The organism is Clostridium nigeriense (assembly GCF_900086595.1).
GTDB lineage: Bacteria > Bacillota > Clostridia > Clostridiales > Clostridiaceae > Clostridium > Clostridium nigeriense.
Genome location: NZ_LT575472.1, coordinates 416,544 through 440,045 on the forward strand (window position 1 = coordinate 416,544; position 23,502 = coordinate 440,045).

Annotated in this window: 18 protein-coding genes; 16 read left to right on the forward strand and 2 right to left on the reverse strand. The window is 29.5% G+C overall.

Annotation, left to right across the window (positions count from 1 at the left end; genetic code table 11):
* The first annotated feature begins 22 nt into the window (after positions 1-22).
* On the forward strand, positions 23-3,466 hold the full coding sequence (locus BN6774_RS02260) for a glycosyl hydrolase (RefSeq protein ID WP_066889682.1): 3,444 nt from the start codon (positions 23-25) through the stop codon (positions 3,464-3,466).
* Between the two features lie 40 nt (positions 3,467-3,506).
* Here the strand turns inward: BN6774_RS02260 and BN6774_RS02265 are convergent, their stop codons facing one another.
* Both BN6774_RS02265 and murC read right to left on the reverse strand, forming a co-directional pair.
* Positions 3,507-4,325, reverse strand: a complete 819-nt coding sequence (locus BN6774_RS02265; protein ID WP_066889684.1) for a purine-nucleoside phosphorylase — start codon at positions 4,323-4,325, stop codon at positions 3,507-3,509.
* Between the two features lie 198 nt (positions 4,326-4,523).
* Positions 4,524-5,900, reverse strand: coding sequence for a UDP-N-acetylmuramate--L-alanine ligase (gene murC / locus BN6774_RS02270; protein WP_066889687.1), 1,377 nt, complete (start codon positions 5,898-5,900; stop codon positions 4,524-4,526).
* Between the two features lie 277 nt (positions 5,901-6,177).
* Here murC and purR point away from each other — a divergent pair, with 277 nt between their 5' ends.
* From purR to BN6774_RS02345, 15 genes are all read left to right on the forward strand, one after another.
* Positions 6,178-6,993 carry a pur operon repressor gene (gene purR, locus BN6774_RS02275; RefSeq protein ID WP_066889688.1) on the forward strand — a complete coding sequence of 272 codons (816 nt, stop codon included), beginning with the start codon at positions 6,178-6,180 and terminating at the stop codon, positions 6,991-6,993.
* 133 nt (positions 6,994-7,126) lie between these two features.
* The gene (gene spoVG, locus BN6774_RS02280) at positions 7,127-7,411 is read left to right on the forward strand and encodes a septation regulator SpoVG (RefSeq protein ID WP_066889690.1); all 285 of its coding nucleotides are present in this window, start codon (positions 7,127-7,129) and stop codon (positions 7,409-7,411) included.
* Between the two features lie 220 nt (positions 7,412-7,631).
* Positions 7,632-9,002: a bifunctional UDP-N-acetylglucosamine diphosphorylase/glucosamine-1-phosphate N-acetyltransferase GlmU gene (glmU, locus tag BN6774_RS02285; protein WP_066889692.1), complete on the forward strand. Its 1,371-nt coding sequence runs from the start codon at positions 7,632-7,634 to the stop codon at positions 9,000-9,002.
* Between the two features lie 48 nt (positions 9,003-9,050).
* A complete protein-coding gene (locus BN6774_RS02290; RefSeq protein WP_066889694.1) occupies positions 9,051-10,010 on the forward strand; it encodes a ribose-phosphate diphosphokinase in 960 nt (319 codons plus the stop codon).
* 179 nt (positions 10,011-10,189) lie between these two features.
* Positions 10,190-10,876: a response regulator transcription factor gene (locus tag BN6774_RS02295; protein ID WP_066889696.1), complete on the forward strand. Its 687-nt coding sequence runs from the start codon at positions 10,190-10,192 to the stop codon at positions 10,874-10,876.
* Positions 10,877-12,304, forward strand: a complete 1,428-nt coding sequence (locus BN6774_RS02300) for a sensor histidine kinase (protein ID WP_235829575.1) — start codon at positions 10,877-10,879, stop codon at positions 12,302-12,304.
* Positions 12,305-12,329: 25 nt separating this feature from the next.
* Positions 12,330-13,472 carry a S1C family serine protease gene (locus BN6774_RS02305; protein WP_066889698.1) on the forward strand — a complete coding sequence of 381 codons (1,143 nt, stop codon included), beginning with the start codon at positions 12,330-12,332 and terminating at the stop codon, positions 13,470-13,472.
* A 103-nt stretch (positions 13,473-13,575) separates the two neighbouring features.
* A complete protein-coding gene (pth, locus tag BN6774_RS02310) occupies positions 13,576-14,151 on the forward strand; it encodes an aminoacyl-tRNA hydrolase (protein ID WP_066889700.1) in 576 nt (191 codons plus the stop codon).
* A gap of 18 nt (positions 14,152-14,169) precedes the next feature.
* On the forward strand, positions 14,170-17,679 hold the full coding sequence (gene mfd, locus BN6774_RS02315) for a transcription-repair coupling factor (RefSeq protein WP_066889702.1): 3,510 nt from the start codon (positions 14,170-14,172) through the stop codon (positions 17,677-17,679).
* A 98-nt stretch (positions 17,680-17,777) separates the two neighbouring features.
* On the forward strand, positions 17,778-18,755 hold the full coding sequence (locus BN6774_RS02320; protein ID WP_066889704.1) for a peptidylprolyl isomerase: 978 nt from the start codon (positions 17,778-17,780) through the stop codon (positions 18,753-18,755).
* Between the two features lie 237 nt (positions 18,756-18,992).
* Entirely contained in the window at positions 18,993-19,541 is a 549-nt protein-coding gene (gene spoVT / locus BN6774_RS02325) for a stage V sporulation protein T (protein WP_066889706.1), read from the forward strand.
* A 101-nt stretch (positions 19,542-19,642) separates the two neighbouring features.
* Positions 19,643-21,178: a putative polysaccharide biosynthesis protein gene (locus BN6774_RS02330; RefSeq protein WP_066889708.1), complete on the forward strand. Its 1,536-nt coding sequence runs from the start codon at positions 19,643-19,645 to the stop codon at positions 21,176-21,178.
* Between the two features lie 19 nt (positions 21,179-21,197).
* Positions 21,198-22,670 (forward strand): bifunctional methyltransferase/pyrophosphohydrolase YabN, encoded by a 1,473-nt coding sequence (gene yabN, locus BN6774_RS02335; protein WP_066889710.1) that lies wholly within the window; start codon positions 21,198-21,200, stop codon positions 22,668-22,670.
* 202 nt (positions 22,671-22,872) lie between these two features.
* Positions 22,873-23,148 carry an HU family DNA-binding protein gene (locus tag BN6774_RS02340; RefSeq protein ID WP_066889712.1) on the forward strand — a complete coding sequence of 92 codons (276 nt, stop codon included), beginning with the start codon at positions 22,873-22,875 and terminating at the stop codon, positions 23,146-23,148.
* A 64-nt stretch (positions 23,149-23,212) separates the two neighbouring features.
* A complete protein-coding gene (locus BN6774_RS02345; RefSeq protein ID WP_066889714.1) occupies positions 23,213-23,473 on the forward strand; it encodes an RNA-binding S4 domain-containing protein in 261 nt (86 codons plus the stop codon).
* The last annotated feature ends 29 nt before the right edge of the window (positions 23,474-23,502 follow it).

Below are 23,502 nucleotides of genomic sequence, written 5' to 3' on the forward strand. Positions count from 1 at the left end.
TTAAAATAGGGAGGTTTAATTAATGTTAAGAAGAAAATTTAAGGATTTATCCTTTTTAGTATCTTTTATGATGGCATGTTCTATGCTACCAAAGCCAAATATCACATATGCCATAACAAATGACACTGCAATATATACAAATGATTTTGAAAGTAGCTTATTGCCAGATGAGGTTGGTGGAGTCATAACCAAACAAAATGTCTCTATAAAAGATCTAGATGGAAATAAGTTTATGTCATTCAATGCAAAGTTTGATGGAACAGATAATTGGGATAATAATAAACATGAATTTTCATTTTTTACAGAAAGCAATAATCATATAGAAGCAGATACTAAGGTTAAATTTAATTTATTAATTCCAACTGAAAAGAAGAATTTTAATGGGATTATAAAATACGGGACAGGATCATCAGATAGTAGCTGGGGATGGGTAGGTGGTTCCTATGGAGATTTAACTTCTGATAAATTTGTTGATTTAGGAAATGGGTACTCTAGGGTAGAAGTTGAAACTTCAATAGGAGAATCAAATGGGTTAAAGAAATTAGTGCTTCAAATAGCGGCTTACAATTGTGATTATTCTGGGGAAATATTAATAGATGATATATCTATTATAGCTAGTGAAAAAGAAGAAATTGAATTACCATCAGTTAAACCAATAGAATGGAATTTTGATAATGAAAGTATTGGCATAGGTAGTTGGAAATATGGTGGAGGATATCAATATAGCTCAGGAGAACCAAAGATTTCTTATGATAAAACAGTTGGAGCTGGGTCTATAAGGTTAGATGTTGATTATAGCAAGGATTCAAAGATTACCTGGAGCGAAGTAAAGCTGCAAAATGATTTAAGTGAACCTATTAATTTTAATGGATATAATAAATTAACTTATGATTTTATTTATGATTCTAGTAAAATGACAACTGGTGGATTTAAAACTAAGCTCTATATAGAAAATGCTGTTAATAAGGATATGGACATAAACTTAGATAATGCAGAGGATTTAGGAAATAACCTAAAAAAAGTAAAAGTTGAGGTTGATTTTAACTCTAAGAATGTTGGAATTAATTCTATTATTTTAAGTACAGTAGGAGTATCAACTAGTTATGTTGGACCAATATATATAGATAATATAAGTTTTGGACAAACTGTTTCGGAGGATGTGTATGTTGTAAAAACATCGGAGATAAAGCCTCAAAGTGTTATAGATGTATCGACTTTAGACGTAGATTCTTCTGTAAGATTAGTAGATAAAAACTCAACAAATACAACTGCAAAGTTATATGCTTATTTAAAAGCAGTAGGTAAAGAAGACAAGGCTTTATATGGACATCAAAATGATACTCATCATAAAGCTGTTTTAAAAGGAGTAGGAAGTAATTCTGATACTAAGGATTTAACAGGTTCTTTAGCTGCAATAGTAGGTATAGATACTTTATCATTAACAGGAGCAGAACTTCAATTAAGTGATGAGGATATAGCTAATGGTGTTACTTTACCTAAAAAGGCTGCACAATTAGGAATAGATGCTGCAAATGAGGGTTCAATAATAACTATGTCAGCGCATATGCCTAACTTTGCTTTAGTAGCTGAAAAGGGTAAAAATTCAAATGGAAGTTATGATTATTCAGGTTATACTCCAGGAATAACAACTGGTGACGTAGTTTCAAGAATAATGCCAGGAGGAGACTTAAATGAAGTTTACACTGGATATTTAGACATAATAGCTGAGTATGCTAATACTTTAGAGGAAGAAGGTGTACCAGTATTATTTAGACCTTTCCATGAGAATAATGGAAGTTGGTTCTGGTGGGGGAAGGCCTTCTGTGATGAAGAAGGATATAAAAACTTATACAGATATACTGTAGAATATCTTAGAGATACTAAAGAAGTTCACAATTTCTTATATGTATATTCTCCAAATGGACCTTTTGAAAATGAAAAAGACTATTTATCACGCTATCCTGGTGATGAATTTATAGACGTAATAGCGTTTGATATGTATCATGATAATCCTATTGAAAATGCAGAAGAGGATACATGGATGAATTCTTTAAGAGAAACTATAAACTTAGTACAAGGAATAGCAAATAAGAGAGGGAAACTATCAGCAGTTTCAGAGACTGGAATTCGTAAGAATTATGGATGCATGCCTGTAAGTGGAAATCCTAATAAAAATTGGTTTAGTGATGTTTCTAATATAGTTGCAGAATCAAATATGCCTTATTATATGGTTTGGGCAAACTTTGATGAAGGAAATATTTTTGCACCATATATGATAAATGAAAATAAAGGTCATGAAATGATTAATTCATTTATTGATTATTATAATGAAGAATCTTCAGTATTTGCAGATGGTGTTGGAGATTATAAGTCTGTTAGCACTACTATTGGAGAAGAGTATTCTTACGGGTATATCACATCACCAGCTTCAAGAAGTAGAATATTAAATTCAACTAAAATAACTGCTAGGATAAGGAACTTAAATGGAGAGGTTAAGTTTGTTTTAAGAGATAACCTAGGAAATGAAATTAAGACATTAAAGGCGACTCTTAATAACGGTAGTTATGAAGCGGACATAACAAAAGAAGTGCTAGATAGTATTGGTGAAAAGACAGGGATTATTGAGTTGTGTGTAGGAAACAAGGTTGTAAATACTATTAGTGCAATATTCAATATAAAGGAAAAAGAAGCTCCTAAAGAATTAGTAGATGATTTTGAAGGGTATTATGGAGAAAGCGTTCTATTAGAAAATAACTGGGCTACAAATGTTGGACCAGGATGTTCTTTAACTCCAACATTAGTAACAGAAGAAGGTAAATTTAATGAAGGTAAATATGGGTTAGCATTTAATTATAAAATTTCAACTGAAAAGACATCAGAAGGATGGGCTGGAATGACTAAGGCGATAGGACAAGATTGGTCAGAGTTTGATGCACTTCAATTCTGGGTTTATCCTGATGGAAAGGCTCAAAAACTTGTTATTCAAATTACAACAAATGGAGAGGATTTTGAGGTATTCCTTCCAGAATTAGCAGGAACAACAGAACCTAAACTTGTTAAATTGAAATTTAGTGATTTTGTAGGTAAAAATGGTGGGACTATAGATTTAAGCAGTGTAGAAAGATTCGGTATATGGTGCAACACAATAGTACCAGAAGGAAATGTAGGAAAATGGACAGTGGAATCTACAATATATTTTGATAGTATTAAGGCTATAGATACAACTAAACCACAAGAACCAAGTAAACCTGGAACAGAAGAACCAAGTAATCCAGGAGCTTCAGAAGGTAACGGGGGAAATAATGAAATAGAGGATATAGAAGTTCCTAATAATTCTAAAGATGAAGGAAGTAAAAGTGAGGATAATTGGAATCTTCCAAATACAGGAGGAGTAAGTCCAATAATTCCTTTAACGTTAGGAAGTGCCCTTATATACATGGGAAGTATTATAAGAAGAAAGAGGTAATGATAAAAAAGGTGCTGTTTACACAGCACCTTTTCTATTTCTATATTTCTTCTATTATTTTATTCATAAGTGTAGTAAATTTTTCTTTTACATTAGCTGAAGTTTCCATAACTTCTTCATGGCTTAAAGGCTGATCTAATATACCAGCAGCCATATTAGTTAAGCAAGATATTCCAAGAACCTTCATTCCAGAATGTGCAGCAACTATTACTTCTGGAACAGTTGACATACCAACAGCATCTGCCCCTATAATTCTTGACATTCTTATTTCTGCAGGAGTTTCATAAGTTGGACCACTAAACATCATGTAAACTCCAGTTTTAATATCTATGTTTAATTTATTTGCAATATCCTTAGCTTTATTAACTAAATCCTTGGTAAAAGCATTAGAAAGGTCAGGGAATCTAGGACCAAATTCATCTAAGTTTTTACCTATTAAAGGATTATCCCCTGAGAAGTTAATTTGATCTGTTATAATCATTAAATCACCAGGTTTAAAGCTCTCATTTACAGCTCCACAAGCGTTAGTAACTATAAGAGTTTCCACTCCTAAAAGCTTCATTACTCTTACTGGGAATGTTACTTCATTAAAATGGTAGCCTTCATAGTAGTGGAATCTACCTTGCATTGCAACAACACATTTTCCATTTAACATACCTATAACTAATCTTCCAGCATGACCTTCAACGGTTGAAACTGGGAAGTGAGGAAGCTCTTCGTAAGGATAAAATTCTGGATTTTCGATTGAATCAGCTAGTGAGCCAAGTCCAGAACCTAATATTAATCCGATTTCAGGTTTATACTTAGATTTTTTTATAATAAAATCTGCAGCAGTTTTAATCTTCATTGATAAGTCCATAAAATCACCTCTATATATAAATTTAATTAACTTAATAATTAGTTATGTGTAAATTATAAAATAAATCATTATAAAAAGAAACAATAAAGCTAAATAATATCAAGATTATTGGAGTATTAGTCAAAAGATGGCAATGTTATATGAAAAATACTATAAGAATTATCTACTTATAGTATTTGTTATTATAAATATTTATATTTATTTTTTCAAAATAATATCTGCAACTTTCACTACGTCTCCAGCACCTATAGTAAGAACGATATCTTCCTTTGATGCTTTATCTTTTAAATAATTTGCAGCTTCTTCGTGACTATGAACATTAGTACATTTGATTCCCTTAGCTCTTAAAGCATTACCAAGATCTTCAGATGAAACAAGTCCTGTGTCCTTTTCTCTAGCTGCATAGATGTCCATAAGTAAAAGCTCATCCACATCATCAAAGCAAGTAGTAAAATCCTCGAATAAAGTTTTAGTTCTAGTATAAGTATGAGGTTGGAATACTGCATAAATATTTTTGTGTGGAATTAAATCAGCAGTACTAAGAGTAGCTTTTATTTCAACTGGGTGATGAGCATAATCATCTATTATAGTAGCTCCATTAAATTCACCTTTATATTCAAATCTTTTATGAGCTCCCTTACATTCTTTTAATCCTTCTATAATGGATTCATAAGAAACACCAAATATAAGACCTACACAAATAGTAGCTAAGGCATTTAATATATTATGCTTTCCAGTAGTACTTAAAGTAACATTAAATAAATTCTTATTATCTTTACAAACTGTAAATGTTGCACAACCTTTATTATCAAATGAAATGTTAGTAGCTCTTACATCACCTTTATCTATTCCATAGCTGATAGTATTACAAGTAGCCTTACTTAATACTTCAGCAACATTTTCATCTTCACAATAACCAATTAAATATCCATCCTTAGGAATTATATTAGAGAATTTTTCAAAAGTTTCCTTTATGTGATTTAAATCTCTATAGTAATCTAAGTGGTCAGCATCTATATTTAATATAACTCCGATATAAGGGAAGAATTTTAAAAATGATTCCTTATATTCACAAGCCTCAGTAACGAAGTACTCACTATCCCCTATTTTAAAGTTACCCCCTATAACATCAAGTTCTCCACCAACTAATATTGTAGGATCTAAATCAGCCTTTAAGGTTATATGAGATAGCATTGATGTAGAAGTTGTTTTACCATGTGTACCAGCTATTGCTACATTATATTTATGACCTTTCATTATTAAACCAAGGAATTCAGCTCTATCTAAAAGTTCTATATTTTGCTTTTTAGCTTCTATAATTTCTGGATTATCTGAGGGAATTGCAGCAGTATAAACTATTAAATCAACATTTTTTATGTTAGATTTATTATGACCTATGTATATTTCTGCACCTTCAGCCTTTAATTTCTCAGTAATTTCAGATTCTTTTGAGTCAGAACCAGATACCTTATAACCTTTAGTTAATAAAAGAGCAGCAAGTCCGCTCATACTAATTCCACCGATTCCTATAAAGTGAACTTTTTTATTTATATCCTTATTAAGATCGAATGACAAAATACCAACTCCTTTTATATAAAAATAAATTTGTTAATTACAAGTAAATAGTTTTCACCTTATAATTATATACAAATTTAAGAAAATGAACACATTAAAAAGTTATATATTAAACTTTTTGGCGAATTTTTATAAAAATTTTCAAAATTATAAGGTATTTCAGGTAATACTGATTAAAATCTATTGATATTGAGAAAGATATAGAATAAAATATGAATATTAGATGCTTAAAACTAACATATAATTCGGAAAAAAATAAAAATGTAGGTGATTTATTTTGGAAAAACTAAGTAGAAATAGTAGGGTTGTTGCCATTACTAAAATTTTAACTGAAAACCCTAATAAAGTTATAGGTCTTAATAAGTTTTCAGATTTATTAAATGCAGCAAAATCAACCATAAGTGAAGATATAGTAATAGTTAGAGAAATATTAGAAAAACTTGAAATGGGAAAAGTAGAAACTATTGCCGGTGCAGCTGGGGGTATAAAGTTTATTCCGGGAATAGAAAATGAAAGCAGAAAGAAATTTGCTGAAGATATTTGTGAAATGTTAAAAGATAAAAGTAGAATAGTTCCAGGAAACTTTATTTATGTAACAGATTTAATGTATGATCCACAAATTGTTAGCAAGGCTGGAGTTATATTATCTTCAGAATTTTACGATAAGGGTGTAGATTATGTAGTTACAGTAGAAACTAAGGGGATTCCATTAGCTTATGAAGTTGCAAGAAATCTAGGAATTCCATTAATCATAATTAGAAGAGATAATAAGGTAACAGAAGGATCAACAGTTACTATTAACTATGTTTCTGGAACAAGTGGTAGAATTCAACAAATGTCTTTATCTAAGAGATCTATGAAGCCAAGAAGTAAATGTATATTTATAGATGACTTCTTAAGAGGTGGTGGAACAGCTCAAGGAATTAAGGATCTTTTAAATGAATTTGAAAGTGAATTAATAGGAATTGGAGTTTTAATTGACAATATTGGGGTGACACAAAAGAGAGTAGATAATTACATTTCTATAGTTGAACTTAGAAATCTAGAAGATGAACAAGGATTAGAGGTAAAACCATCTAATTTTATACTATAAAAATATTTTTACTACATAAAGTTGCTAGATTTTTTTAAAAAATCAAAAAAATTAAAAAAATTTAAAATAAAAAGAGGATTTTTACAATTTTTATAGAATTTTATATCTATCATAGCAACGGAGGTGTAGTGCAATGACAATAACTGATGTAAGAATTAGAAAAATAGCTTCCGATGGAAAAATGAAGGCTATAGTTTCAGTTACATTTGACAATGAATTTGTAGTTCATGACATTAAGGTAATCGAAGGACAAAATGGACTATTTATAGCCATGCCAAGTAGAAAGACACCAGATGGAGAGTTTAAGGATATAGCACATCCAATAAACACAGACACTAGAGAAAAAATCCAGGCATCAATCCTAGAAGCTTATGAAAAAGCTAAACTAGAAGATGAATCAGAAACAGTCGTTGAATAATTTTAGTTAATGAAAAATAAAAGGGATATCCCTTTTATTTTTTTGTAATAAATTATTAAGAAAAAGCTCTAGGGCTTAAAAGTAAAGAATACAGCTTATATAAGGAAGATTTAAGGTTGAAATACTTATCTTAATACAATATAATAGAATAAGATGTTTACGAACGTTTTTAATAAAAAGTAAAAGTTTGTCCTTAGCATTTATTAGTGAGGTGTATTTTATGTATAAGTGTGCATTGATTTTAGCAGCAGGTCAAGGAACTAGAATTAAATCAAGCTTACCTAAAGTTTTACATAAGGTTTGTGGTAAAGAAATGGTTAATCATGTTATTGATACAATGAGAAAAGCTAAAATAGATGATATAAATGTAATAATAGGAAAGGGAGCAGAATTAGTAAAAGAGAGAACTGCTTCAAGAAATATTAGTTATTCATTACAAGAAGAGCAATTAGGTACAGGTCATGCAGTAAAATGTGCAATTGATTTTCTAAAAGGTAAAAAAGGTGTTGTAGGTGTATTTGCAGGAGATGCTCCTTTAATTAAGCCTGAGACTATTGAAAAATTATTTGAAACTCATAATGAAAATAAAAACCATGCTACTTTGTTATCTTCTATAGTTGAGGATCCAACAGGTTATGGGAGAATAGTTAGAGATGGAGAAGAAGTTTTAAAAATAGTTGAACACAAAGATTGTACTGAAGAAGAATTAAAAATAAATGAAATGAATGCTGCAATATATTGTTTTGATATTGAAAGCTTATTAAGCTCACTAGAAAAATTATCTAATGATAATAAGCAAGGAGAGTATTATTTAACAGATGTTATAGGAATACTTAAGGATGAAGGAAAGAAAGTTGGAGCTTTATCAATAGATTATGAAGAAACTATAGGAGTTAATTCAAGAGTTCAACTTGCCGAAGCAGAAACTATATTAAGAAAAAGAATAAATAATAAACATATGGAAAATGGAGTTACATTAATTGATCCAAATTCAACATATATAGGTGATGATGTAGAAATTGGAAGAGATACTGTAATATATCCAGGTAATGTTATAGAGGGAAATAGCAAAATAGGTGAAAACGTAGTATTATATCCAAACTCAAGGATATCAAATAGTATGATTTCTAATAATGTAGAAATTCAATCATCTGTAATAATAGATAGTAAAATTGGAGAAGGAACTACAGTTGGTCCATTTGCATATATAAGACCTGATTCCGTAATTGGAAATAATGCTAGAATAGGAGACTTTGTAGAAATTAAGAAATCTAATATAGGAAATAATACAAAGGTATCCCATCTAACATATATAGGTGATGCTAATGTTGGTGAAAACTGTAATTTTGGATGTGGAACAGTAGTAGTTAATTATGATGGAAAGAAAAAGCATATTACAACAATAGGTAATAATAGCTTTATAGGATGTAATACAAATTTAGTATCTCCAGTTACAGTTGAGGATAATACTTACATCGCAGCAGGTTCTACTATAGTTAATGATGTTAAAGAAGGCGAACTTGCCGTAGCTAGAGCTAGACAAAGAAATATTAAAGGTTGGGTAGATCAAAAAGGTCTTACTAACAAATAGGTATTTAGATAAACAAAAGTTTTTAAAATTTTAAGGAGGTCTTCATTAATGATAACCCATGGAAAAAATATTAAAATATTTACTGGAAACTCACATCCAGAATTAGCAGAAGAAATTGCAAAAATATTAGGACTACCACTTGGTAAGGCAAAGGTTTCAACTTTTAGCGATGGAGAAATATCTGTAGATATAGGAGAAACAGTAAGAGGAGCAGATGTATTCTTAGTTCAATCAACTAGCTCACCAGTTAATAACAACTTAATGGAACTATTAATTATGATAGATGCATTTAAGAGAGCTTCAGCAGGAAGAGTAACAGTAGTTATGCCTTATTATGGATATGCTAGACAAGACAGAAAGGCTAAATCAAGAGATCCAATTACAGCAAAATTAGTAGCAGATCTTTTAACTGCAGCAGGAGCTCATAGAGTATTAACTATGGACTTACATGCAGCTCAAATTCAAGGATACTTTAATATTCCAGTTGACCATTTATTAGGTTCACCAATATTAGCTAAGTATTTTGTTGAGAAGGGCTTTGATGAAGATGATGATGTAGTAGTTGTTTCACCTGACTTAGGAAGCGTTACTAGAGCTAGAAAGTTTGCAGATAGATTACATGCGCCAATAGCTATTATTGATAAGAGAAGACCAAAAGCAAATGTATCAGAAATAATGAATATTATAGGTGATATAAAAGGCAAAAGATGTATCCTTATAGATGATATGATAGATACAGCAGGAACTATTGCAAATGCAGCAAATGCATTAAAGGACTTAGGTGCTAAAAATGTTTATGCATGTTGTACTCATGGAGTTTTATCAGGTCCAGCATTTGAAAGAATAAATAATTCAGCAATTGAAGAATTAGTTATGTTAAATACTATAAAGTTACCAGAAAGAGACGGATTAGTTAAATTTAAGGCGTTATCAGTAGCACCTTTATTTGCAGAAGCGATAAAGAGAATTTATGATGATGAACCAATAAGTAAATTATTTGAAGTTTAATACATATTAGGATAAAAAGCCTCTAAGAAGCACAAACTTTTTAGAGGCTTATTGTTTTTATTGTAATATAACATAATTAATAAATTGTAACAATTATTAATTATTATTTATAATTGTTCTAAAAACAATTATAAATCTATGAAATCAATTATAATAAATTTAAGGATGGTGTTATTTTTATGGATAATAAATTAGGAAAAGTTTTAATTGTAGATGATGATGAAAATATAAGTGAAGTTATTAATATGTATTTATTAAGTGCAGGCTATGAAGTAAGAAAATGTTTTAATGGGAAAGATGCATGCAATTTATTTCTAGATTTTAAGCCGGATATAATTTTATTAGATATAATGCTTCCAGGTATGGATGGAATAGAAGTGCTAAAGTGGGTAAGAAAGAGCAGTGAAATTCCGGTAATAATGTTAACAGCAAAAGGAGATACCTTTGACAAGGTATTGGCATTAGAGCTTGGTGCAGATGATTACATAGTAAAACCTTTTGAGCCTAAAGAGCTTTTAGCTAGAGTTAAGGCTGTAATGAGAAGATATAATTACGATGAAAAAGATACAGAGATAATAAATTATCCAGACTTAGTCATAGATGCAAATTCTTACAATGTGGTTTATAGAGGGGCAGAAATTAAGATGCCACCAAAGGAATTTGAATTATTACATTACTTAGCAAGTAATAAGAATAAAGTATTTACTAGAGAGCAATTATTATGTGAAGTTTGGGGATATGATTATCCAGGTGATTCTAGAACAGTAGATGTTCATATAAAAAGATTAAGAGAAAAAATAAGTGGTGGAGATAATTGGCAAATTGAGACTGTATGGGGTGTTGGATATAAGTTTGAGGTGAAGTAGATGAAGAAGATGAAGAAGAAAAGTGTAATATACAAGCTTTTAATTACATTTTCATCTATTACTTCAGCGTTTTTAATATTAATAGGAATGCTTTTCTCAACTTGGATAAACAAAGAGTATCACAATGATAAAAATCAACGAATAAGCAAATATATAAAAATCATAGAAGAATCTACAACAGAGTTTTTAAGTAAAAATAATGAAATAGGCTTTGAAGATTTGAAAAATACAATGAAAATAATAAAGGTATCTGTTGGTATGGATTCAATAATTATAGATAGTCAAGGATATGTCTATGCTGTTTCCGATGAGGATTTATCATATTTAAAATATACTAAAGTAGATATTCCTAGCTCTGATATGGAGATGTTGAAGTCTGGAAAGATAGTTGAAAAAGAGTTTACTAATAATTTAAATAAACAATATAAATCCTATTATAATCCACTATTTAATAATAACAGTTTTAATGGCATTATTATTTTAATAGAAGGGGACAAAGAAGCTGATATATCTAGTTTGTACACGATGATATGGATAACTGTATTAAGTGCTGTTATTCTTTCTAGCATTGTAGCTTATTATTTTGCTCAAAAAATATTGATAAAGCCTTTATCTGAAATTAACAATGCAGCTAAAAAGCTTGCAAAGGGAGAAGTGGAAAAAAGGGTTTATATTGACTCGGAAGATGAAATTGGTGAACTTGCAGATTCCTTTAATATAATGGCAGAGTCTTTAGAAAAAGTAGATACAGTAAGAAGAGAATTTATTTCAAATGTTTCTCATGAATTAAGGTCTCCTATAACTTCTATAAAGGGATTTATAACAGGGATAATAGATGGTGTTATACCTAAGGATAAAGAAAACTATTATTTAAATATAGTAAATGATGAGGTTGGAAGGCTTTCTAGGCTTGTGACAGATTTGTTAGATATATCTTCTATGGAATCAGGGAAATTTAAGTTGAATATTGTGAAAATGGATATTAATGAAATAATAACTTTATGTATATTAAATTTGGAAGGGAAAATAGAAGAAAGAAAAAGAAAAGTAGAAGTTATTTTTAATGATAATCACGAATACTGTCTTGGAGATAGAGATAGGATAATACAAGTTGTAACTAATCTTATGGAGAATGCAATTAAATATGGAGATGAAGGTGGAAAGATACAGGTAGAAACCTATGCTAAGGGGGACTTAGTATATATAAGTATATTTAATAGTGGACCTACAATTCCAAAGGAAGATATAAATAAGGTTTGGGAAAGGTTCTATAAAACGGATAAATCTAGAACAAATAAAGTTAGTACAGGGCTAGGACTATCAATAGTTAGGTTAATATTAACTCAACATAACCAAGATATTTGGTTTAATAATATTCCAAATAAGGGGGTTAAATTTACTTTTACTTTAAAGAGGGAGACTAAATAGGAATAGCTTTGAGGGAGTGTGAAGTATGGGTGAAAGAAAAGAGGGTTCGAATAACAAAGATAGCTTTGCAAAAGATAATCTTCCTTCAATACAATTTAAAAGGAAGAAAATGAAATCTAATACTAAGTTGGTTATAAAATCTTTAATATTTTTCTTTATACCTATTATTATAAGTACAGTATTTTCGAGCCTATTTCTTAATATTAAATATAAAGAAATGGTTGAAAATATGAAGGAAAAGATAGAAAAAGATGATGTGGTTCTAGAATATTCTAGTTTAGTAGATAAAGTTAGAAATTCATTAGTTACTATAGCTAGTAGTAAAGAAAATTTAAACCAAGGTAAGTATATAGATGGTAATACCACAGGTGTAATAATTGAAAGTGATGGAAAAATATTAACTAATTACTCTACAATAAAGGATGTAAAAGATATATATGTTAAGCTTCCCTTTGTTGGTTCAGAACCAATAAAAGCAGACATTATAGTAGCAAATGAGGATGTTGATATAGCAATAATTCAAGTGTACTATGATGAAAAATTAACACCTATTAAGTTTGCATCTAATGATGAGGTAGTAGAGGGTGAAAGAATAGCTCTTATTAGTAACTCAATAGGAAGTGATTACATAGATAATATAATTCCAGGAGTTATTACTTCTACTAATAGAGAATTAAGCATTCATGATAAGGATTATGATTTATTAGAAGTTAATACGCCTATCAATATAATGAACACTGGTGGAGTAATAAGTAATATAAAAGGAGAACTTATAGGTTTTGCTAGTAAGAAGGTAACTGATGATATGAATATAAGTAATTTATATTATGCACTAGATTTAAGCTCTCTAGAGAAAATTATAAATTACACAAATGAAATAAAGAATATTCTAGGTATTTTAGAAGGTGGCTTTATAGATAATAAGAAAAGCGGGGATAATCTGATGGGATTATATGTAGCTAGAATAAATAATACTTCTGAACTAAATGAATCTGGATTAAGACCAACAGATATAATATTTGAGATAGATGGAGAAAAAATAAATAGTATAAGTGAAGTTCTCAAAATGCTTAAAAATAAGAAAAATGGAGATAATATTACTTGTAAGGTAATGAGGGCTGGAAACGTAAAAGAAATAAATATAAAATTAGAAAATATTAACCAATAGCAACCCTATATTAGAGTTGCTATTTTTTTTAAAAGTCTTTTATTATTGTAAAAAACTAGTATAATAATAAATATGCAAACATTCAATAGGAGGGCAAAGGACTATGTTTTTAATTGTAGGTCTAGGAAATCCAGGAAAAGAATATGCTGGAACTAGACATAATATAGGTTTTGAAGCTATAGACTATATGTCTAAGAAGTATAATATAGATGTAAATAGGACAAAATTTAAAGGGGTATTTGGTGAAGGTTTTATAAATAATAAAAAAGTTGTGTTATTAAAACCAAGTACCTATATGAATTTAAGTGGTGAAAGTATTAGAGAAGCTATTAATTTTTATAAACTAGAAAGTGAAGAAGTTTTAGTTATATATGATGATGTAAGTCTAGAGGTTGGTAAGATTAGAATTAGAGAAAAAGGAAGTGCTGGAGGGCATAATGGTATAAAAAGTATAATATCTAATATGAGCACAGATATTTTCCCAAGAATTAAAATAGGGGTAGGACAACCTAAAGGAGACTTAGTTTCTCATGTGTTAGGTAGATTTAGTCAAGAAGAAATTCAAGATTTAAATGAAGTTATAGAAGCATCTTCTCAGGCTGTTGAAATAATAATAAAAGATGGAACAAAAGAAGCTATGAATAAATTAAATGGATTTAAGCTATCAAAAAATGAGTAGTAAGGATGGTGTATTTCAATGAGATTAAAGGGGGTATTAGAACCCTTAAGGGACAGTTCTACTTTCAATGAGATAATAGCTGATATAAAAGACAAAAAATATCCAATAAATATAAATGGATTATCTGATTCAGGAAAGAGTTATGGTATATTTGGAATTTATGAGAGTATAGAGTCATCTATGATTATAGTAACTCATAGTGATATGGAAGCTAAGAATATATACGAGGATTTAAGCTTTTATACTAACGATATTTACTACTTTCCCGCTAAGGAAGTAGTTTTTTATAATATAGATGCTATTTCAGGTGATTTAAGATGGGCTAGGTTAAAGGTAATTAAGGAAATTCTAAGCAGTAATAAGAAAATTATAGTTACTTCTATAGATTCATTAACATCAGTTTATACTCCAAAAAGCTTGTTTGTTGAGTATAACATAATTTTAAGTGTAGATGATGAAGTTGATTTTAAGGATTTATCTAGAAAACTTTTAGAGTGTGGATATGAAAGAGTAGAGTCAGTAGAAGGAAAAGGAGAGTTTTCTTTAAGAGGAGGAATATTAGATGTATTCCCACCAACATCAACTTACCCATATAGAATAGAGCTTTTTGGCGATAATATAGATTCAATAAGAACCTTTAATACTGAATCACAAAGAAGTATTGAAAAGGTTGACACTATGGAGATATTTCCTGCTAAGGAGATTATATTAAGTGAAGAAGCTTTAAATAGAGGTAAAGAAAATATTTTAAAAGAACTTGAAGAAGTTAAAGCTATTGGCAAATCTGACGATGAAAGAATAGAAAAATTAGAAAGATTAGTAAAGTCAAATATAGAATCTTTAACTGAAACTCTAACCTTTGAAACTGTAGATAGTTATTTGCCTTATTTTTATGAAAGGCCAGATAGCTTCTTTGACTATGTAAAAAATTATACATATATAGTAGATGAGGTTAAGAAGTGTGAAGGTAAGCTTGATAGTTGCTATTTTGAATTTAGAGAAAATTATGAAGCTTTTTTACAAAGAGGAGGTATACTACCTTCTCAAAGCAATCTTTTATTAAATAAAGAAGATTTAATAGAAAAGTTAGAATTGCAAAAAGCTATAACCTTAGATGTTTTTGCAACTAATAGTAAAATATTAAATCCAATAAAAAGACATTTGCTAACTGGAATAACTTTAAACAGCTATCAAGGACAATTAGATCTTTTAATTGAAGATATTAAAGAAAAAAAAGCAAATGGATATAAGACTGTAATATTATCTGGAACCAGGCCAAGAGGTGAAAGGCTAGTTAATACCCTAAGAGATAGAGAAATTGAAAGCGTATATAGGGATGATATAAGTACAATAGAATTTGGTGAAGTAGTAATTACTTTTGGTAATTTACTAAAGGGATTTGAATATCCTGATTTAAAGATATGCGTAATTTCGGATAAGGATGTCTTTGGTGAAGCTAAGAGAAAGATAGCAAAAAGAAAAACAAATAAAAAAGGTATAGGAAAAATAAAGAGTTTTGCAGAGCTTAAATTAGGAGATTATGTAGTCCATGCTAATCATGGTGTAGGAGTATATAAAGGTATAAAGCAAATTGAAGTAGGAGGGCATAAAAGAGATTACTTAGATATAGTTTATGATAAGGGTGATAAATTATATGTTCCTGTAGATCAATTGGACTTAGTTCAAAAATATATAGGATCAGAAGGGAAAACTCCGAAAGTAAATAAGTTAGGAAGTAATGATTGGAATAAAGCTAAAGCAAAGGTTAAGAAGTCTATTAATGAAATTGCACAGGACCTAGTTAAGCTTTATGCTACTAGAGCTACCTTAAGAGGATATAAGTTTAATAAAGATACAGAGTGGCAAAGACAATTTGAAGATGAGTTCCCATTTGAGGAAACTCCAGACCAATTAACATCACTTGAAGAAATTAAAAAGGATATGGAGTCTGATAAGCCTATGGATAGGCTTCTTTGTGGTGATGTGGGGTACGGAAAAACTGAAGTGGCTGTTAGAGCTGCTTTTAAAGCTGTTATGGATGGAAAACAAGTTGCATTTTTAGTTCCAACTACAATACTTGCAGAGCAACATTATAAGAATATGCTTAAGAGATTTTCAGATTTTCCTGTGAAAATAGATATGATTAGTAGATTCAGAAGTGCTAAGGAGCAAAAAGCTACACTTCAGGCTGTAAAGGAAGGTAATGTAGATATATTAATAGGAACTCATAGGTTGGTTTCCAAAGATATAGTGTTTAAAGATTTAGGATTATTAATAATAGATGAGGAGCAAAGATTTGGGGTAGCTCAAAAGGAAAAGATTAAGAGCTTAAAGAAAAATGTTGATGTATTAACTTTAAGTGCTACACCTATTCCTAGAACTCTTCATATGTCATTAACTGGAGCTAGAGATATATCTGTAATAGAAACTCCTCCAGAAGAGAGATATCCTATTCAAACTTATGTAGTAGAGCAAAATGATCAATTAGTAAGAGATGCTATCTTAAGAGAAGTTAATAGAGATGGTCAAGTTTACTATGTTTATAATAGAGTAGAAAGCATAGAAGGTATGGCAAAATATTTATCTGATTTAGTTCCAGAATGTAAGGTTGGAATTATTCATGGGCAAATGACAGAAAGACAGTTAGAAAAAGAAATGGTAAGCTTTATGAATAAGGATTATGATGTTTTAGTATGTACTACTATTATAGAAACTGGAATAGATATTCCTAATGTTAATACTATGATTATCCATGATTCAGATAAAATGGGATTATCTCAACTTTATCAATTAAGAGGAAGAGTAGGTAGGTCCAATAGAATAGCTTATGCGTATTTTATGTACACCAAAGATAAAGTTTTAACAGAGGTAGCTGAAAAGAGGTTAAAGGCTCTTAAGGATTTCACAGAACTTGGTTCAGGATTTAAAATAGCTATGAGGGACTTAGAAATAAGAGGAGCAGGAAATATGATGGGATCTGCTCAGCATGGTCACATGGCTGCTATAGGTTATGATTTATATTGTAGAATGCTTGAGGATACTATAAAAATAATAAAAGGTGAAATTGACAAGGAACCTATAGAAACAACTGTAGACTTAAAGGTAGATGCATATATACCTGGCACTTATATAGAGGATGAAATCCAAAAGATAGAAGTTTATAAGAAGATTGCGGCAATAGAAAGCTTAGAGGATTACATGGATATTAAGGCTGAACTTGAAGATAGGTATTCAGAAATACCAGAACCAGTTTATAACTTAATGGATATAGCTTATATAAAGAGTAGAGCGAAGCTACTTTCCATTGAAGAAATTAAAGAAACTCCAAAAGAAATTAAATTTATTTTTGCAGATGGAATCAATAATTTAAATGTAATTTATAAGTATTTATTAGAAAATTATAAAGACAGGGTATTTTTAATGTTTGGGGAAAAGCCATATTTTGGTATAAGGATATCTGAAATGAAAAAAGAAGGGATACTTGGAGTCTTCAAGGAAATATTGGATGGCTTAACAAAAAATATATAAAGTTAATTTAATAAATTGAATAACTGACACAATATTGATATACTATTTGTGTATAATTAAATGGGTTTAACAAATTAAATAGAAATGAGGGAACATCATTGGTTAAAATTAAAAGATTAATAGCTACGGCAGCATTAAGCATTTTTGCTTTTTCAGCAGTTGGATGTGAAATGATACAAAAAACACCAGAAGCTATAGAGAACACTGTATTAGCTAAGGTTGGAGACATCAAAATTACAAGAGGAGATGTTAATGAAATAGCAGACCCTTATCTACAACAATATGGTTCTGATTACGATACAAATCCTGATTTAGCAGAACAAGTAAAGGAATTAAGAACTCAAGCACTAAACTTATTAGTAGAAGAAAAACTTATGTATAAAAAGGCTGAAGAGCTTGGAATGCTTCCAACTCAAGAAGAAATAGATACAGAAGTTAATAAGTTTATAAGTGATTTAAAGGAAAATCTAGGGGGAGAAGATGCCTTTAATAGTGCTTTAGAGAGTGCTGGATTGGGTTTAGATGAATATACTTCTAAGATAACTGAAAGTATAGAAGGAAATTTAATTAGAAATAAGGTTACTGAGGAAATATTTAAAGATATAAGTGTTTCTGATGATGATATAAAGGCTTATTATGATGAAAATTTAGAGGGTTTCAAAACAGCAACAGTTTCTCATATATTAATTAAAGATGAAGCTAAAGCTAAGGAAGTAAGAGAAAAAGCAGTAAATGGTGAAGATTTTGCTGGGTTAGCTAAAGAGTACTCAGAAGATACAGGAACTAAAGAGAACGGTGGTAGTTTAGGAACTGTAGCTTATAACACTACTCAATATGTTCAAGAATTTACAGATGCATTTAAGAAATTAAATGAAGGTGAAATTTCTGATTTAGTAAAAAGTACTTACGGATATCATATAATTAAAGTTACTGATATAAAGCAAAAAACTTTAGATGAAGCTAAAGAAGAAATAAAATCTAAATTAGAAGGCGAAAAGCAACAAGAAGTTTATAATACTTCTATTGAGCAATGGAAAAAAGATTATAAAGTAAAAACATACGAAAAGAGACTTTAATAAAAAAATAATATTTTTATAAAAAAGAAATTTAGCTTATGCTGAATTTCTTTTTTTATTTCTTGAGATTTGAAGTTGAACTATTAATTTTTAAAAACTTGGATGTTATCAAAGGAGCATATGAAATTATATAGGTATACTTTTTGTTATAAAATTTGGTTATATGGGTATAAAATTTCTAAGAAGTCAAATAATAATATTGCAACTAATTATTAATAAAGGAGGGAGCTTATAATAATGAAAGCAACAGGGATTGTTAGACGTATTGATGACTTAGGAAGGGTTGTTATACCAAAAGAAATAAGAAGAACCTTAAGGATTAGAGAAGGAGATCCATTAGAGATTTTCACTGATAGAGAAGGCGGAGTTATCTTAAAGAAATACTCACCTATTGGAGAATTAACTGATTTTTCAAAAGAATATGCTGAAAGTTTGCAACAAGCAATTGGACATATAGTATTAATAGCAGATAAAGATGCATTTATATCAGTAAGTGGTGGCTCTAAAAAGGAATATGTTGAAAGAAAGGTTAGTCAAGAGTTAGAAAAAATAATGGAAGATAGAAAAGCAGTATTAATAACTGATCAAAGTAAGACTATTCCATTACATAATGATGAAGAAGCAGGAAAATACACTAGCCAAGTAATATCTCCAATAATTGCAGAAGGAGACGCTATAGGTGCCGTTATTATCTTATCTAAAGAGTCAGGAGAAAAATTAGGGGAACTAGAATTAAAGTTATCTGAAACAGCTTCAGCTTTCTTAGGTAAACAAATGGAACAATAGTAGAAATAATTAATAAAATATAAAGTTATCAATAAAAGTAATAATACCTCTAAACTTAAAATAAAAATTAGTAAAAGCAATTTAAAGTTTGGAGGTATTTTATGAAGAAACAATCGTTAATAAAAGCAAGCTTGATACTAGGGATAGCGGGTATAGTAGCAAGGTTTTTAGGATTATTCTTTAGATGGCCACTAATTATGCTTATAGGAGATGAAGGAGTAGGATATTATCAAATGTCGTATCCTTTATATATGTTTTTCGTTGCTATGGCTTCAGGTGTTCCTGTTGCTATTTCAAAGATGATTTCAGAGAAAAAAGCAAAGGGAGATATAGAAGGCATATTTGTTATACTAAAGGAATCTAGTATTTTAATGATGATTTTAGGAATTGGTACAACCCTAATATTATTTGTATTTGCAAAACCTATAATAAAGTTTGTGCAGTGGGATATGAAATCATATTATTCTTTATTAGGAATATCCTTTGCGCCATTTGTAATATCGATTATGACTATTTATAGAGGTTTTTTTCAAGGGCTTCAAAATATGACGCCTTCTGGAATATCACAGATTCTAGAACAAATAGGAAGAGTAATAATTGGAGTTGGACTAGCTCTATTACTTTTACCTAAAGGAATAGAATATGCCGCAGGGGGAGCTGCCTTTGGTGCTGCTGCTGGAGGAGTTATAGGAGCAAGTTATTTATATGAAAAGTATAAAAAAGTTAGAAAGGAAATGTGGAATAAAAAAGTTAAAAGTAATCCGGAAGTATTATCTGCCATATTAAGAATAGCATTACCTATATCTGTAGGAGCTACAGTAGGAACTATAATGAGTTTAATAGATTCAATTTTAGTTCCACAGAAATTATTACAATCAGGATTATCATCAGAAAGTGCAACAATATTATATGCTCAATTAACAGGAAAGGCTAATGTAATAACTAACATTCCTCTAACTCTATCTATGGCATTAGGAACTTCTTTAATTCCAATAATAGCAGAAAGCTATATTATGAATAGAAGAGGAGAGCTTCAGTCTAAAGTTCAATTATCAATGAAAATGTCAATGTTAATAGCAATGCCTTGTACATTGGGATTATTTTTCCTTGCAGGACCAATAATGAAGGTTATATTTCCCGGGAAATATGATGGTATACTAATTTTAAAATACCTATCACTATCTATTCCATTTATTATAATAACTCAAACTACTACCTCAATAATGCAAGGTATAGGGCATTATATAAGACCTATAATTAATTTATTTATAGGATGTATAGTTAAGGTGGTATTAACATTTATACTAGTACCAATGCCAGAAATTAATATTTATGGAGCTGTCATAGCAAGTATATCAGCCTATTTAGTTGCAACTTTACTAAACTTGATTTCTTTAAGAAGTAAGTTGAAACTTAGACTAAAGATATATCAAACTTTCATAAAACCTACTTTAGCAGCTATATTTATGATAATTGGCGTATTATTTTCATATATATCATTATTTAATAAAACAGGAAGCAATACTTCTTCTTGCTTATTAGCTATATTTTTGGGTATTATTATATATGTGATATTAATATTAATACTTAGAATATTTAGTATAGATGAGATAAAAAATAAAATTATAAAAAATTAAAAAGTAAGGAGAGAACCTAATGATAAAGATAATAGGTTTAGGACCTGGTGCACCAGAAGCTTTAACTATTGGAGCAGTTAGAGCATTAGAGGAAGGAAAAAATATATATTTTAGAACTGAAAAGCATCCCACTGTAGATTATTTAAAAGGAAGAGTAAAAGAATTTAAAACATATGACCACTATTATGAAGTTTCAGAAAACTTTGATGAAGTTTATTCTAGTATAGCAAAGGATATAATTAATAATCATAAGGATTGTAATGAAATAATATATGCAGTTCCAGGACATCCTTTAGTAGCAGAAAAATCAGTATTTAATCTTATGAATTTATGTGATGAAGAAGGGATTAAATATGAGATAGTTCCAGCTGTAAGCTTTATAGACGCAATGATGGATGTATTAAAAATAGATCCAATTGAAGGATTAAAGGTTATTGATGCTTTTGATATAAATAATCAAGTTTTAGATAAAAGAATAGGCACTATAATTACTCAAGTATATAACCAGTTAATAGCTTCAGAAGTTAAGTTAAGATTACTTGATTATTATAATGATGATACGGAAATATATTTTGTTAGGGCAGCAGGAATAGAAGGAGAAGAATCTATTAGAAAAATCCCTATTTATGAGCTTGATATGCAGGAGGATATAGACTATTTAACTTCCATTTATATACCTAAAGATATGAACAATAAAAAAGATTTTAATGATTTAGTGGAAATAGTAGATAAATTAAGAGGTGAAGATGGCTGTCCTTGGGATATGGAGCAAACTCATGAAAGTATAAAAAATCAGCTTTTAGAAGAAGCTTATGAGTTAGTAGATAGCATTAATAATGACGATATAGATGGAATGATTGAAGAACTTGGAGATGTTTTATTACATGTAGTATTCCATGCATCTATAGGAAAAGATGATGGATATTTTAATATTTATGATGTAATTGGCTCTATATGTGATAAAATGATTTATAGACATCCTCATGTTTTTGGAAGTTTAGATATTTCAAATAGTGATGAAGTTTTAGATAATTGGGAAGAACTTAAGAAGAAAGAGAAGCACTTTGAAACTATAACTGATGAAATGAAGGCTGTAGCTACGGCTCTTCCAGCACTTATTAGAGCTCATAAGGTTCAAAAAAAAGCAGCCAAGGTTGGATTTGATTGGGATAAGGTTGAAGAAGCAGCTCTAAAGGTAAAAGAAGAATTGAAAGAGGTATTAGATGTATATAAATCCAATAATAAGGAAAAAATAAAAGGTGAAGTAGGTGACTTGATTTTTGCTTGCGTAAACGTAGCAAGGCTGTTAAAAGTAGATGAAGAAGAAGCACTAAACTTAACTATCAAAAAGTTTATAAATAGATTCTCTTTTATAGAAGAAGAAGCACTAAAAAAAGGTAAAACATTAAATGAAATGACATTAGAAGAAATGGATAAAATATGGAATATAGCAAAAGATAAAGAATTTCATAAAAATAAGAAGGATTTATAAAATTTTTGAAGAATAATATATATTGATTTATACTATACTATAAATAACTTATTGTAATAAATAGCTTTTATAACAAAAAATTCATAATGTTATAGACTAGCACCAAAAGACGATATATAATAAGAGAATGTAGTTATAGTACATATTAACAGAAATAGTTAACTACTAAAATATACACGGGTTATTTAAGGAGGATGTAATTGTGAATAAAGCAGAATTAATCACTAGCATGTCAGAAAAAAGTAAATTAACTAAAAAGGATGCTGAATTAGCGTTAAAAGCATTTATAGAAAGCGTTGAAGAAGCATTAGAAAAAGGCGAAAAAGTACAATTAGTTGGATTTGGTACTTTTGAAACTAGAGAAAGAGCTGCAAGAGAAGGAAGAAATCCAAGAACTAAAGAAACAATAAGCATTCCAGCTTCAACTGTTCCAGTATTTAAAGCTGGTAAAGAATTCAAAGAAAAAGTAAATAAATAGTATAATAAGAACCCGAGTTTACTCGGGTTCTTTTGATAAATAACAAATTTAAGGAGATGATATTATGAGGTTGGATAAGTACCTTAAGGTTTCTAGAATTATAAAAAGAAGAACAGTAGCTAAGGAAGTTTGTGAAGGAGAAAGAGTTTCTATTAATGGAAAGATAGCCAAACCTTCAACTGTTGTAAAAGAAGGGGATATAATTGAAATCCAATTTGCTAACAGATCATTAAAAGCAAGAATTGTAAACATAGCTGAGCATGTTAAAAAAGAAAATGCAAAAGAAATGTATGAGATATTAGAAGGAGAAGAAGATAAAGAATAAAAAGAATTTCTCTTTCATATATTTTTATA

Coding starts and splice junctions, on each gene's coding strand:
- BN6774_RS02260 (WP_066889682.1), top strand. CDS start 23: ATGTTAAGAAGAAAATTTAAGGATTTATCCTTTTTAGTATCTTTTATG.
- BN6774_RS02265 (WP_066889684.1), bottom strand. CDS start 4,325: ATGGACTTATCAATGAAGATTAAAACTGCTGCAGATTTTATTATAAAA.
- spoVG (WP_066889690.1), top strand. CDS start 7,127: ATGACAATAACTGATGTAAGAATTAGAAAAATAGCTTCCGATGGAAAA.
- glmU (WP_066889692.1), top strand. CDS start 7,632: ATGTATAAGTGTGCATTGATTTTAGCAGCAGGTCAAGGAACTAGAATT.
- BN6774_RS02290 (WP_066889694.1), top strand. CDS start 9,051: ATGATAACCCATGGAAAAAATATTAAAATATTTACTGGAAACTCACAT.
- BN6774_RS02295 (WP_066889696.1), top strand. CDS start 10,190: ATGGATAATAAATTAGGAAAAGTTTTAATTGTAGATGATGATGAAAAT.
- BN6774_RS02300 (WP_235829575.1), top strand. CDS start 10,877: ATGAAGAAGATGAAGAAGAAAAGTGTAATATACAAGCTTTTAATTACA.
- BN6774_RS02305 (WP_066889698.1), top strand. CDS start 12,330: ATGGGTGAAAGAAAAGAGGGTTCGAATAACAAAGATAGCTTTGCAAAA.
- pth (WP_066889700.1), top strand. CDS start 13,576: ATGTTTTTAATTGTAGGTCTAGGAAATCCAGGAAAAGAATATGCTGGA.
- mfd (WP_066889702.1), top strand. CDS start 14,170: ATGAGATTAAAGGGGGTATTAGAACCCTTAAGGGACAGTTCTACTTTC.
- spoVT (WP_066889706.1), top strand. CDS start 18,993: ATGAAAGCAACAGGGATTGTTAGACGTATTGATGACTTAGGAAGGGTT.
- BN6774_RS02330 (WP_066889708.1), top strand. CDS start 19,643: ATGAAGAAACAATCGTTAATAAAAGCAAGCTTGATACTAGGGATAGCG.
- yabN (WP_066889710.1), top strand. CDS start 21,198: ATGATAAAGATAATAGGTTTAGGACCTGGTGCACCAGAAGCTTTAACT.
- BN6774_RS02345 (WP_066889714.1), top strand. CDS start 23,213: ATGAGGTTGGATAAGTACCTTAAGGTTTCTAGAATTATAAAAAGAAGA.